This window comes from Streptomyces sp. NPDC127177 (assembly GCF_042672475.1).
In the GTDB taxonomy this organism is placed as follows: Bacteria; Actinomycetota; Actinomycetes; order Streptomycetales; family Streptomycetaceae; genus Streptomyces.
In genome coordinates, this window is sequence record NZ_JBHXUW010000005.1 from 119,342 (window position 1) to 132,895 (window position 13,554).

General features: G+C 70.2%; 9 protein-coding genes. 8 read left to right on the top strand and 1 reads right to left on the bottom strand.

Annotated features, from left to right (window positions below):
• Positions 1–4 precede the first annotated feature (4 nt).
• From ACFVJX_RS05885 to ACFVJX_RS05895, 3 genes are all read left to right on the top strand, one after another.
• The gene (locus tag ACFVJX_RS05885; RefSeq protein ID WP_384126926.1) at positions 5–2,077 is read left to right on the top strand and encodes an alpha-galactosidase; all 2,073 of its coding nucleotides are present in this window, start codon (positions 5–7) and stop codon (positions 2,075–2,077) included.
• Between the two features lie 234 nt (positions 2,078–2,311).
• On the top strand, positions 2,312–4,381 hold the full coding sequence (locus ACFVJX_RS05890; RefSeq protein WP_384126927.1) for a glycoside hydrolase family 52 protein: 2,070 nt from the start codon (positions 2,312–2,314) through the stop codon (positions 4,379–4,381).
• Positions 4,382–4,580: 199 nt separating this feature from the next.
• Complete coding sequence (locus ACFVJX_RS05895; RefSeq protein ID WP_384126929.1) at positions 4,581–5,399, top strand: hypothetical protein; 819 nt, start codon at positions 4,581–4,583, stop codon at positions 5,397–5,399.
• 117 nt (positions 5,400–5,516) lie between these two features.
• On the opposite strand, the gene ACFVJX_RS05900 is transcribed toward ACFVJX_RS05895, so the two are convergent.
• Positions 5,517–6,512, bottom strand: coding sequence for a helix-turn-helix transcriptional regulator (locus tag ACFVJX_RS05900; RefSeq protein WP_384126931.1), 996 nt, complete (start codon positions 6,510–6,512; stop codon positions 5,517–5,519).
• 512 nt (positions 6,513–7,024) lie between these two features.
• On the opposite strand from ACFVJX_RS05900, the gene ACFVJX_RS05905 reads away from it, so the two are divergent.
• The 5 genes from ACFVJX_RS05905 (at position 7,025) to ACFVJX_RS05925 (ending at position 13,461) form a co-directional block, all read left to right on the top strand.
• Positions 7,025–8,041 (top strand): LacI family DNA-binding transcriptional regulator, encoded by a 1,017-nt coding sequence (locus tag ACFVJX_RS05905; RefSeq protein ID WP_384126932.1) that lies wholly within the window; start codon positions 7,025–7,027, stop codon positions 8,039–8,041.
• 429 nt (positions 8,042–8,470) lie between these two features.
• Positions 8,471–9,436 (top strand): ABC transporter permease, encoded by a 966-nt coding sequence (locus tag ACFVJX_RS05910; protein ID WP_384126934.1) that lies wholly within the window; start codon positions 8,471–8,473, stop codon positions 9,434–9,436.
• Positions 9,436–10,410: a carbohydrate ABC transporter permease gene (locus tag ACFVJX_RS05915; protein ID WP_384126936.1), complete on the top strand. Its 975-nt coding sequence runs from the start codon at positions 9,436–9,438 to the stop codon at positions 10,408–10,410. The genes ACFVJX_RS05910 and ACFVJX_RS05915 overlap by 1 nt, the downstream gene beginning before the upstream one ends.
• Before the next feature lie 131 nt (positions 10,411–10,541).
• Positions 10,542–12,224, top strand: a complete 1,683-nt coding sequence (locus ACFVJX_RS05920; RefSeq protein WP_384126938.1) for an extracellular solute-binding protein — start codon at positions 10,542–10,544, stop codon at positions 12,222–12,224.
• 40 nt (positions 12,225–12,264) lie between these two features.
• The gene (locus ACFVJX_RS05925; protein WP_384126940.1) at positions 12,265–13,461 is read left to right on the top strand and encodes a Gfo/Idh/MocA family protein; all 1,197 of its coding nucleotides are present in this window, start codon (positions 12,265–12,267) and stop codon (positions 13,459–13,461) included.
• Positions 13,462–13,554 lie beyond the last annotated feature (93 nt).

Sequence of the window (13,554 nt, forward strand, 5' to 3'; positions counted from 1 at the left end):
CTTCATGACCGCGGTCCACCACGACTCGGCCGCCCGACTGTGGATGCTCAGCACGCCCGGCAGCTCCTACGCAGTCCGCCTGGACGACGCGGGCAGGCTGCGCCACCTTCACTGGGGCGCCCGGCTCACCCCTGAGCAGGCCGCGGGCCTGCCGTACCTCCTGGATGTCGCCACCAACTTCGACGGGGAACTCGCGGAGGAGTTCCCCGTCGAGGGCGGTGCCCGCTTCGGTGTCCCCTCGCTGCGTCTGCGGTACGAAGACGGCAGCCGCACCACACAGTGGGACCACACCGGACACCGCATCGACGGCGGACTCCTGACCCTCACCTTCCGCGAACGGCTCAGCCCGCTGGAACTGCGGCTGCACTACCGCGTGCACGACGGCTCCGAGACCGTGGAGCGGTGGAGCGAACTGCACCACCACGGCGACAGGGCCGACACCGTCGTGGTCCAGCAGCTGGCGGCCGCCCGCTGGACGCTGCCACTGCTGCCGGACTGCCGGATCAGCCACCTGACCGGTGGGTGGAGTGCCGAGAACCGGATCTCCCGGACCGCGCTCCCCGTGGCGGAGACCGTGCTGACCAGCCGCCGGGGCATCACCGGTCACCAGTCCAATCCATGGCTGGCCCTCGACGCGGGCGACGCCGGGGAGGAACACGGCGAGGTGTGGAGCAGCGCCCTCGCCTGGAGCGGCAGCTGGCGCATCGTCGTCGAGCGCACCGTGCACGGCCTGGTCGCCGCGACACACGGCGCGGGACACGAGGGACCCGAGCTGACACTGCGCGGCGGAGAGTCCTGGCGCAGCCCCGTCTCCGTGGGTCTGTACTCGGCCGGCGGCTTCGGCGGCGCGTCCCGCGCCTGGCACTCCTACATCCGGGCGCACGTGCTGCCCAGGCCGGACGAGCTGCGACCGGTCCTGTACAACTCCTGGGAGGCGACCGGCTTCGATGTCGACGAGCGGGGGCAGCTCGGCCTCGCCCGCCGGGCCGCGGCGCTCGGGGTCGAGCTGTTCGTCATGGACGACGGCTGGTTCGGGGCCCGCCGGAGCGATTCCGCGGGTCTGGGCGACTGGACACCGGCGCCGGACCGTTTCCCCGACGGGCTCGGCCCGCTGGCCGCCGAGGTCCGCAGGCTCGGAATGCGTTTCGGCCTGTGGGTGGAGCCGGAGATGGTCAACCCCGACAGCGATCTGTACCGGGCGCATCCGGAGTGGGTACTGAACGAGACCGGACGTCCCCGCACGGAGTTGCGCAACCAGCTCGTACTGGACTTCGCCCGGCCGGAGGTCCGCGCCTGGGTGCACGGCCGGCTCGACCGGCTGGTGCGTGACTACCGCGTCGACCACCTCAAGTGGGACATGAACCGCGCCTTCACCGAGGCCGGCCGCCCCGGCGACCCGGACACCGACCGGCTCTGGCACGACCATGTCCGTGCGGTGTACACCGTTATGGACCGGCTCCGCGCCGACCACCCGGAACTGCGCATCGAGGCGTGCTCCGGCGGCGGGGGACGGTCCGATCTCGGCATCCTCGCCCGCACCGATCAGGTGTGGACGTCGGACAACACCGACGCCCTCGACCGGATCCCCATCCAGCACGGCTACAGCCAGATCTACCCACCCGGCACCATGGGGGCCTGGGTCACCGACAGCCCCAACCCCCTGACCGGCCGCGAACTCCCCCTGGAGTTCCGCTTTCACCTGGCGATGACCGGGGTGCTGGGTCTCGGCGGCGATCTGACGTGGTGGAACGAGGACGAACTCGCCCGCGCCGCAGGCCTGGTGGACCACTACAAGCGGATCCGGCCCGTCATCCAGCGAGGCAGTCTCTACCGGCTGAGGGATGCCGTCCAGTACGTGTACGAGGACGAGGTCGTCGTGGTGGCCTGGCGGCTCGCCCGGCCCCATGGCTCACCCGTCGTACCGCTGCGGCTGGCCGGGCTCGACGCCCACAGCCGCTACCGCGACCTGGACACCGAAGAGGTGCACCACGGTGCGGTGCTGACTTCCCGGGGCCTGAACACCGGACTGGCCCGGGACCACACCAGTCGTCTGCTGCATCTGCGGCTCCAGTCCTGACGACTCGTCAATTCTCTGGCGGGGCCAGCCCTGTGTCTCACCACGGCAACCGATCCGCCGACGCCGACGGATTGGTGATCCGGGCTGCCCGCACCCGGCCGGGGCGACCGCCCTCACCAGAAGAACACCGATCCGGAACGTCGCCTTCCTCCCGCCTCGCGCCGGCGGAGTGCCTGCCGCGTCATCTACGGGCCGGCCTTCGGACCGGCGCTCTCCCCCTAGGAGCGCACCACCGTGGACATCACCAACGTCCAGCACAGCCCCATGGGCGCACACGCCTCGTTCACACTCGGCCATCCGGGCCGGCACGGCGGCCTCGGCCTCGGTCTGCCCGGTCCCGCCGGCGAGAACGTGTACGTCGCCGTGGAGGATTCCCCAGGAGCCGGCACCTACAGCGCCCTGCCCTTCTTCGCGGCGGAGGGGCAGGACGACACGCTCGCCACCTTCCAGGGCGGCGAGGACGCCCGGCCCCCCGCTCCCACCGGCCCGCTCGCCGCACTGCCCGGCGACCGTGTCCGCCGCACCTTCGACGCGGTCACCGACCGGTGGACGGCAGGCCCCCTCGACTTCGCCGTCCACTCACCGCTCGGCGCACTGCCCGAACCTCCCGGGGCGGACGACCCGGACGCCGCCGAACGCGACGCCGACGAGACGCTGCGGCTCGCCGTCCTGCCCGCGGTGCTCGCCGAGTTCACCGTGGACAACACCGCGGGCAGGGCACCGCTGCGGGCCTTCGTCGGATACGCGGGGTCGGACCCGTACTCCGGGATGCGCCATCTGGAGGGCCCCGGCTTCACGGGTATCGGCGAGGGCCTCCGTACGGCGGTCGTCACGGATGCTCCCGGCGCCCGCACCGCCATAGGGTTCGACATCCCCTTCCTCCTCGGCGGCGACCGCGCGGAGGCGGGCGGATTCGGACTGGGGCGGACCGGCCTGCTCGTCTTCGAGGTGCCCGCCGGGGAACGCCGCACTCACCGGCTGGCGTTCTGCTTCCACACCTCCGAGCACGTCACGGCCCCCGAGCGCTGCCGCTACCTCTACAACCGCTACTACCCGGGTCTCGAAGCCGTCGCGGCCACCGCTCTCGCGGGCTTCGGCAGGCTGCTCACCGACTGGCGCCGTGCCGCTGACGATCTGAACGTCTCCGCGCTGAGCGAGGACCGCGCCTACATGCTGGCGCTGGCGATCCGCAGCTACTACGGCAGCACCGAACTGCTGGAGGATTCGGAGGGCAGGCCCGTGTGGGTCGTCAACGAGGGCGAGTTCCGCATGATGAACACGCTCGACCTCACCGTCGACCACTCCTTCTTCGAGGCCCGGCGGCACCCCTGGACCCTGCGCAACGTGCTCGAACGGCAGTTGTCCCACTACAGCTACCGCGACCGCTTCGGCATCAGCTTCACTCACGACATGGGCGTCGCCAACGTCTGGTCCCCGCACGGGCACTCCTCGTACGAGCGGCCCGGCCTCACCGACTGCTTCTCCTACATGACGGGGGAACAGCTGCTCAACTGGGTGCTGGCCGCCGCCGTGTACGTCGGGACGGGTGATGCGGCGTGGTGCGCCCGCATGGCGCCGACCCTCCTCGACTGCCTGGACAGCATGCTCGCCCGTGACCCGGGTGCCACCGGGGTCCAGACAGTGGACTCCGACCTCGTCGCGGGCGGCGCCGAGATCACCACCTACGACAGCCTCGACACCTCGCTCGGACAGGCCAGGTCCAGTACCTACATGGCGGTCAAGGGCTGGGCCGCCTACCGGTGGCTGGAGCGCACCCTGAGGCTCCTCGGTCACGGCGCCGCCGCGGAGGAGGCGGGCCTGCGCGCGGCCCGCGCCGTCAAGACGCTGATCGCCTCGGCGGGTTCGGACAGCACTGTGCCCGCACTGCTGGACGCCCCCGGCGGCGCCCGCATCATCCCCGTCGTCGAGGGACTGGGCCTGGCCCACCTCACCGGGACCGATCTCAGCGGGGAGCCCGAGCTGACCGGTCTGCTCCGTACCCACCTGAACGCCGTGCTCGACTCGGGGCGTTGCCGCTTCCCCGACGGCGGCTGGAAGCTGTCCGAGACGAGCGACAACTCCTGGCTGTCCAAGATCTACCTCTGCCAGTTCGTCGCGCGCGCCCTGCTGGGCCTGCCCGACGACGAGGAGATGGCGGCGGCCGACCGCGCGCACGCCGGGTGGCTTCGGCACCCGACCGAGTCGCGCTGGTCCTGGAGCGACCAGATGATCTCCGGTGTGGCCGCCGGAAGCCGCTACTACCCGCGCGGCGTCACGGCCGTCACCTGGCTCCTGGAGGACTGAGGCGTCCGGCCCGCGCCGGGCACACCATCGTCCATGTGGCCGTGCCCATTCGTCATGGGAGGCCGGGCACACCACGGCCATCCTGGTGGTCAGACGGACAGGCCCGGCAGACGCCCGGCCGGCCCACCCGGGAGGGCCGGCGCCGCCGTCCCCGGACGCCGTCCGTCGCACCCACCCCACACACCGATGGAGTCATCCTGTGAATCCCCGTCACCGAACCGCCCGTATCCGCGCCGGTCTCACCGCGAGCACGCTCGCGGGCATCCTGCTCACCGGTGTGGCCGTATCCCCCGCCCAGGCGGCCACACAGCAGAACTGTGATGTCGAGGGCACGGTCATGTACGACAAGTACTACGCGCACAACAGCGAGTGGGGTAACACCTACAACGGCTGGGGCTACGGCAACCAGTGTGTCTCGCACGAGGACGCACAGGGCGGCAACAACTGGGCCTCCAGCTTCGACTGGAGCAACAACGGCTCGATCCCGGACGACGAGTGGCACATCAAGGCGTTCCCGTCCGTGGTGAGCGGCTGGCAGTGGGGCTACGCCAACCCCGACCACGGAGGGTTCCCGGTACGCCTCGGGGACGGCCACAACGTCGTCACCAGCTGGGACTTCTCCGTCAACGCCAGTAACTGGAAGGGCGACTCGATCTACGACCTGTGGGTCGATCCCTCCGAGAACCCGGAAGGACAGCCGCAGAACGAGGTGATGGTCTTCCTCAACTACAGCGAGGAGACGATCCCCTCCTCGTCCGACAAGGTGGCCACCGTCGACCTGGGCGGCGCCACCTGGGACGTCTACCGCAGCTTCGGTTCCTGGCAGGTCATCAGCTTCGTCAGGACCCAGCAGACCTCCGGCGTCAGCAATATGAACCTGCGCGACTTCATGGACTACTCCACGGGGTCCGGCTGGCTCGACCCGAACCTGTACCTCGTGAGCGTCCAGGCCGGCCATGAGATCTGGCACGGCTCGGGCACCACGTCCACGTCCAACTACAGCGTGGACGTGTCCTGACCCACCCCCGGTGAACAGTGCCGCACCGGACGCGCGGGTGCGGCACTGTTCCTCCTCTGTACGACGGCCCCCTCCGACGGCCCCGCCCGGAACCTCCCGGGCGGGGCCGTCCCCGGCTCAGATGCCGGTCAGCGCCAGCAGAGCGCGCACGGCGGGGCTGTCACACCTGCGTGTCGCGGCGGCGGGGTCCTGCCGGAACACCTGCGGAGCGAGCCCGTGGGTGGCCCTGAAGCGCCGCGAGAAATGCAGCGGATCCATGAATCCACACGCTCGCGCCACCTGCGAGACATTCAACTCGCCTGCGGCCAGCAGTCGTTCGGCACGGGCGAGCCTGACCTGCTCGAGAGCGGTGATGGCGCCGGTCCCGAAGTGCGCCTGGAACATCCGCGCGAAGTGGCCGCGTGAAACGGACGCGGCATCGGCGAGCTCCACCAGGGTGAGGGGACGCGGGATCTCCCGCCACGCCTCACGGACGTACCGCAAGGCCTCGGTGAGCTCCGGCCGGGTCGACTCCAGTCCCCGCCTCGCTCCGCTGTCGGCGGCCGGAATCTCGGTGCGCACGGCGACGAGCGCCGCACGTGGCGGGCGGCCGCCCGTCGGCCCACGCAGCACCGGCCCGTCCGGACCGTCCGGCGTCACGGTGTCGTGAGCGGCGTCCTCCAGCAGGAGCGACAGCACCATCCAGAGCGACTGCGCGGCCATCTCCCGCCAGCGCCGGGTCCGCGACCTGCCCAGCCACAGCAGGTACTCCAGCAGCATCGGTGAGGGATCGGGTGACCTGGGCAGCCTGATCCACGGTTGCGGCTGCTCCGGGGGCGGGCCCGGCCAGCAGAACTCGACCTCCCCCAAGGTGCTCGTCGCCGCCGCGACCTCGATCCAGTCCGTGCGGTGCGGTGGAATGAGCGCCACAGCACCGGGCGGCAGCAGCGGTCGCCCGTGCGGTCCCGGGACGGCGAGTCCCGTGCCCGGCCCTGGGGCGGACGACGGGCCCACGGACCAGACGAGCCGCCAGACGCGCTCGCCCGGACCCGGCGGCACTCCCCCGCCCGGCCCCGGGACCCCGGCGGTCGCGGGGTCCGGGCGCTGCCCCGGGGTGTCCGGTCCCGCGCTCACGGGCTTTTCGAGGCGTCCGGGCCGGCCCGACGCGGACACCTGGGCGCGGCCACGTACCTGTCGAAGGCACGGACTCGACCTGAGGATCGGCAGGGCGACGGCCTGGGCCCCCGCGGCAGGGGCAGGAAGGGCGACAGCTGAGACCGGAGACACGCGATACCTCCCAGAGGCCCGGCCAGGGCACGACGAAGACGTTGAGGGCGCACCGGCCGGGCTCGGACGGATTGGTGCGGCACATGCCGACGCGCCGGGCGGCGAAACTCCGTTCGGGACAGGAGCAGTTGTGGACCTGTTGATGACGGAAAAGTTTCGGTAAGGTTGCCGCCCGAAGTGTAGAAGCGCCGCGAGGGGCGGTCAATATCCGTGCCGCACCGCGAGGCATTCCGGCGCACCCGGACGAGGCCCGGACCATCAACCGGTGCTCGCTACCCTGGCCCCACGTATGGGTCGCCCGGGCCGGCATCCAAGGGCGGACATGCCCGGGTGCGCCCACAGGAGAGGAACTGCGGCACATGGCAGAGGACACGACGAATACCGGACGGGTCACCCTGGCCGCGGTGGCCACGGACGCGGGCGTCTCGGTGGGCACGGTCTCCAAGGTCCTCAACGGCCGCGGCGACATCTCGGCCCAGACCCGGAGCAAGGTGCAGCGCCTGCTGGTCCAGCACGGCTATCAACTGCCGTCGTCACGGCGCCGGGTCGGCATCGTGGACATGCTGATCGACAACATGTCGAGCTCCTGGTCGGCGGAGCTCACCCGCGGCGCCGTCGAGGCGGCCGCCGAACAGCAGGTCAGCGTCGCCATCACCACCCGCCAGCTGCGCGGCAACCCCGAATCGGGCTGGATCGACCAGGTCCTCCGGCGTGGCACCGACGGACTGATCGTCGTGCTCGACTCCCTGACGCCGGCCGAACGCGAACTCCTCGACGCGGGCATCCCGTGCGTCCTTCTCGACCCGGTGGGCGAACCCCAGCCCGGTTTCCCCATGGTCGGTGCGACGAACTGGCAGGGCGGGCTCGACGCCACACTGCACCTGGTCGAACTGGGCCACCGGTCCATCGCCTGCCTCGGCGGTCCGCCGGAGCACTGGTGCGCCAGGGCGCGTCTGGACGGGTACCACGCCGCGCTGGCCCGCAACGGCATCGCCCCGCGACCGGAACTGGTCCGCTCCGGGCTGTTCCAGGAGGAGTCGGGGCACCGCCTCATGACCGAGCTCCTCGACCTCCCCGAACCCCCCACAGCGGTGTTCGCCTGCGACGACGTGCTGGCCATGGGTGCCATCAAGGCGGCGGCGGAGCACGGCCTGAGCGTCCCGCACGACCTGAGCGTCGTCGGCTTCGACGACGTGCCGTTCACCTGCTGGACCGCCCCGCCCCTGACGACCGTGCGGCAACCGCTGGCCGCCATGGCGGACACGGCGGTCCGCATCCTGCTGCAACAACGCGACCGGGCCGCGGCGGAGCCCCAGCGCATGGAGATGGCGACCACGCTGATCGTCCGGAGCAGCACCGCACCGCCGGCCCGCTGAGCGGAGCCACCCCCCTGCGGCACGGCACGGGCGCCGGCCGGCCCGCACCCGCCGCCAGGGGCTTGTCAGAGCCATGACATGGATGATCGGATCCGTCCGGCGACGAACCGCCAGGATGCCCGGCCCGCATCGGCTCGATATTTCGGAAACACGCCGAAACATCTGCGTAATCCCTTGACACACAAGGACGGTGGGGCGGAGCCTCACTCCGGTCAGCAGCACAACCCTGACCGGCGGACACACCCCCTCAGCCCGTTTCGGAGGCTGTACCCGCCGCAAGCCACCCACCCGCAGTCTTTTCGGCCTCGCGCCGAAACCGAGCCGGTGCCGAACACGGCCGCCCGGTCCAGGACATCCGGGGATGGCGGCACTACACGCCTCACACCCCGTCAGGAGACCGTCCTGTGGGGCAGGCAGGGAAGGAAGACGATGTCCATCGAATCGGTAGCGGCCGAGCGGTCCGCGGACAGCCGGCCACCTCGGATCCATCCCAAGGCGTCCCTGGGCGCCCGCATGTGGCGGGCCCGGCTGATGTACCTGATGATGCTGCCCGGTCTGCTGTACTTCGTGGTCTTCCGCTACGTCCCCCTGCTGGGCAACGTCGCGGCCTTCCAGGACTACTCGCCCTTCCTCGGCTTCTCCGGAAGCCAGTGGGTCGGGCTGCACAACTTCACCGCGATGTTCAGCGATCCGCAGCTGATCACCGCGGCGAAGAACACACTCGTCCTGAGCTTCCTCCAGATCGTCTTCGCGTTCCCCGCCCCGATCGCCCTGGCGATCCTGCTCAACAGCCTCATGAGCGAGCGGATCAAGCGCTGGGTGCAGGCCGTGGTCTACCTCCCGCACTTCGTCAGCTGGGTGATCGTCATCGCCATCTGGCAGCAACTCCTCGGCGGAGACGGCCTGCTGACCAACCTCATCTCGGACCACGGCTCGCAGTCGGTCGCCATCATGAGCGATCCGCACTGGTTCAAGTCCCTGATCACCACCCAGGTCATCTGGAAGGAGACCGGGTGGAACACCATCATCTTCCTCGCGGCGATCACCCGCATCGACTCCCAGTTGTACGAGTCAGCGGCGGCCGACGGCGCGGGACCGTGGCGGCGCATGTGGCACGTCACCCTGCCCGGTATGCGCGCCGTGCTCGTACTGATGCTCATCCTGCGGCTGGGCAATGTCCTCACCGTCGGCTTCGAACAGATCCTGCTCCAGCAGAACACCGTCGGCGCCGACACCGCCCAGGTGCTCGACACCTTCGTCTACACCCGGGGTGTCGTCGGCGGTGACTGGGGACTCGCCACGGCCGCCGGACTGCTCAAGGGGGCCATCTGCACCGCCCTCGTCGTCGCCGCCAACAAACTCGTCAAGCGCACCGGCTCGGAAGGGGCCTTCTGATGGCCGACACGACCACCCGGCCCCGACGGGCGACCCCTCTCCCGGCCCCCGAGCGACCCGGCCGTCCCGCCCGCCCGCGCCGCGTACGCGCCGAGCGCCCTGCCTGGTCCGAGCGACCCTCGCTGCCCGCCGCGATCGGCAAGGGACTCGTCCTGACGCTGATATGCCTTGTCGTCCTCTACCCGCTGGTCTACATCCTGGCGGTCAGCCTCAGTGACCAGAACGACCTGGCCGGCAACGGGCTGCTCCTGTGGCCCCGGCACTGGTCACTGGAGTCCTACCGGACCATCCTGGCGGGCGGCCTCGTCACGCGGGCCCTGGTCGTCAGCATCCTGGTCACCGTCGTCGGCACCCTCGTGTCGATGGTCCTGACCGTCCTCACGGCCTACTCCCTCACCCGGACCCAGGAGGTGCCCGGGGCCCGGTTCCTCCTCTGGCTCATCCTCGGCACCCTGCTCTTCAGCGCCGGCATCATCCCCAACTTCCTTCTGGTGAAGGAGATGGGCATGCTCAACTCCTACTGGTCGCTGATCGTCCCGGGCGCCGTCAACGCCTTCAACCTGGTCGTCGTCCGCAACGCCTTCATGGAACTGCCCGCCGAACTCTTCGACTCGGCGCGGATCGACGGCGCGAACGAGTGGCAGATCCTCGTGAGGATCGTGCTGCCGCTCTCCAAAGCCGTGCTCGCCGTGGTCTCACTGTTCTACGCCGTCGCACTCTGGAGCGACTTCTTCACTGCCATGATCTATCTCAACGACACCGCGAAGTGGCCGATCCAGCTCGTGCTGCGCCAGTTCGTACTGCAGGGCCAGTCGATGACGCAGCTGGCTCCCAACCCGAACCAGCCGCTGCCCCAGCCGCAGACCCTCCAGATGGCGATCACCGTCGTGGCGACCCTGCCGATCCTGATCGTCTACCCGTTCGTACAACGCTTCTTCACCAAGGGGATCCTGGTCGGCGCGGTCAAGGGCTGACCCACCGCCCGCTTCTCCGCAGCGCCCCCACCCCACCCCGCACGCCACGCACCCCGATGGCGCGGCCCGGCATGCGCCGGCCCCCTCGGCACGCGTCCGCCCCGCTCACGAACCAGGAAGGGCCCACCCTCATGACCCAGTCGCACACAGCCGCACGACTCTCCCGCCGCACCCTGCTGGCCGGCGCGCTCGGCGCCGGAGCCACACTCACGCTCAGCGCCTGCGGCAGCGGCGGCGCCTCCGCCGGCCACGCCCCCGGCGCGGCGTTCAGGACCCCCGCCGCCGGACCGTCCGCCAGTCCGCTGCCGGGCGAACACCGGGTCGCGGTGCCCGGTGTTCCCGCCGCGTACGACCACTACCCGTCCGCCGCCCAGCAGTTCGCCTCCGTCGCCGAGGCTCCGGGCCGCGGAGGCACCATGACCGCGCTCATGCAGCTCGCCACCACCCAGCCACCCGGCCGCGGCGGCAACCGCTGGTGGCAGGAGCTGGAGAAGCAGCTCAACCTCACCTGGAAACCCACCCTGGTCGGCGGCTCCGACATCGGCGACCGGGCCCAGACCATCATCGCCAGCGGCGACATGCCGGACCTCTTCAACGTCAACCACTACTTCTCCCCGGCGATCGACCGCAGTGTCAAGCAGGGCGCCTTCACCGAGCTCAGCGACCACGTCGGCGGAAAGGCGATACTCGACTACCCGAACCTGGCCAGGCTGCCCGGCTGGGCCTGGCGCAACAGCTCGATCGACGGCGGCATCTTCGGCGTGCCCCGCCCCACCCCGCTCGTCAACAACGTCGCGTTCTACCGCGAGGACTGGCGCAGAAAGCTCGGCCTGGACATGCCGAAGAACGCCGACGAGGTGTTCGCCCTGCTCACCGGATTCACGAAGTCCTCACCGGCCGGCTCCGGCGTCAGGACCTGGGGACTGTCCGACCTCAACAGCGGCTTCTTCGCCGCGATGCACCGCGTGCCGTCCAACTGGGCCGTCGGGAAGGACGGCGGACTCCTCAAGGACCACGAGACCGACGAGTGGGAGGCGATGCTCGCCTACATGCGCAAGCTGTGGGTCGGCGGAGCGTTCCACCCCGACGCTCCCACCATGCCGTGGGACCAGCAGCGCCAGCTCTTCCTGAACGGTTCCATCGGCATGCACGCCGAGGGCTTCAACGGCATGGTCTCCGTCGGCGGCGACCTCGGCGTGATCCAGCGCAACAGCCACGGTGCCGATCTCCAGCCGATGCTTCCCCCCGGCTTCGACGGCGGGAAGCCGCTCATCGCCCAGGACACCGGCTACTGGGGTTACTACAGCATCCCCGCCCAGCTGCGCGGCAAGAAGGACAAGATCCGCGAGATCCTCCGCGTCTGCGACTACTTCGCCGCGCCGTTCGGCAGCAAGGAGTACACCTTCGTCAACTACGGCATGGAGAAAGAGCACTTCAGCTACGCCAAGGACGGTTCTCCGGTACCCACCAAGGACGCCCACCGGCTGTCGGAACTCAGCATGGCCTACATGTGCCAGCCCTCAGAGCTCAACTTCTTCTTCGCCGGGCAGCCCGCACAGGTCGCCAGGAAGGCACAGTCGTTCCTGCACGACGCGATGCCCGTCAGCGAGCCCGACCCCGTGGTCAACCTCTACTCCGAGACCGCCATCTCCAAGACCCCGGTACTCAAGCAGATCATCAACGACCTGATGGTCGCCGTCATCACCGGCCGCAAGCCCATGAGCGCGCTCACCCAGGTCCGCCAGGACTGGAAGAAGCAGGGCGGCGACCAGATGCGCGCCGAGTACGAGAAGGCCATGGCCAAGAAGAACTGACCCGCAGGCCCGTCCGCATCCCCCTCCAGGAGCCATCACCGTGACCATCAGCATCGGCGTCGTCGGAGCCGGGCAGTTCGCCCGCGCGTTCATCCCCCTCTTCCAGGCCCACCCCGGCGTCCACGACGTCCGCCTCACCGAGTCCGTGCCCGAGCGGCTGGAGCACGAGGCCGCCCGCCATCGCATCGCCACCACCTACGCGTCCTTCGAGGCCATGCTCGCCTCCGACGTCGACGCCGTAGCGATCTTCACCCAGCGCTGGACCCACGGCCCGCTCGTCGTCCAGGCCCTCGAAGCCGGCAAACACGTCTACTCCAGCGTGCCGATGGCCGTCTCCGAGGAGGAGATCGAGGCGATCGTCGAAGCGGTGCGCCGCACCGGCCTCACCTACATGATGGGCGAGACCAGCTACTACAACCCGGCCGCGGTGTACTGCCGCGCACGCCGTGCCGAGGGCGCGTTCGGCGACATCTTCTACGCCGAGGGGGACTACGTCCACGACATGGACCTCGGCTTTTACGACGCCTACCGCTTCAGCGGAGGCGACGACTGGAAGCGGACCGCGAGCTTCCCGCCCATGTACTACCCCACCCACGCCCTGGGCGGTGTACTGGCCGTCACCGGCTCGCACGTCACCTCCGTCTCCTGCCTCGGCGTCCACGACACCCGGGGCGACGGTGTCTTCGACCGCGAGGTCAGCCTCTGGGGCAACGACTTCTCCAACGCCACGGCACTGTTCCGTACGGCCGACGGCGGCGTCGTGCGGACCAACGAGATGCGCCGCGTCGGCTACCCCTCCCCGTTGCGTGAGTCCAGGTTCCGCTTCTTCGGCACGGAGGGCAGTTTCGAGCAGCTCGCCACCACCACCCTGTGGCAGGACCGCGAGAAGGCCGACGACATCGAGGAGTTGATGCGCACCGTGCCGACCGTGCGCCTCGACGACGAAGCGCTCGCCGACATCGATCCGTCGTTGCGCGACGCGTTCGTCAGCGGCTTCGCTCCCGCCCACGACATCACCCGGCTGCCCACCGAGTTCGCCGGGCAGCCCAACGGCCATGAGGGCTCCCACCAGTTCCTCGCCGATGACTTCGTCTCCGCCTGTCTCTCCGGGGACATGCCACCGGTCAACGCATGGACCGCGGCCCGCTACACCCTGCCCGGCCTGGTCGCTCACCGTTCCGCGCTGGCGGGCGGTAAGCAGCTGGACGTCCGGGACTTCGGGGACGCCCCGGCCTGATCAGGCCGACGGTGTTCCACCGCCGGACGCCTGCCGCCCTCCCCCGGCCGGCGTCCGGCCCTCCCCCGTCAACGGCCGCGAACCGGCCCACCC

Excerpts from the sequence above, each read along its gene's own strand:
- ACFVJX_RS05920 (WP_384126938.1), top strand. The coding sequence starts at position 10,542 with ATGACCCAGTCGCACACAGCCGCACGACTCTCCCGCCGCACCCTGCTG.
- ACFVJX_RS05915 (WP_384126936.1), top strand. The coding sequence starts at position 9,436 with ATGGCCGACACGACCACCCGGCCCCGACGGGCGACCCCTCTCCCGGCC.
- ACFVJX_RS05885 (WP_384126926.1), top strand. The coding sequence starts at position 5 with ATGACCGCGGTCCACCACGACTCGGCCGCCCGACTGTGGATGCTCAGC.
- ACFVJX_RS05910 (WP_384126934.1), top strand. The coding sequence starts at position 8,471 with ATGTCCATCGAATCGGTAGCGGCCGAGCGGTCCGCGGACAGCCGGCCA.
- ACFVJX_RS05905 (WP_384126932.1), top strand. The coding sequence starts at position 7,025 with ATGGCAGAGGACACGACGAATACCGGACGGGTCACCCTGGCCGCGGTG.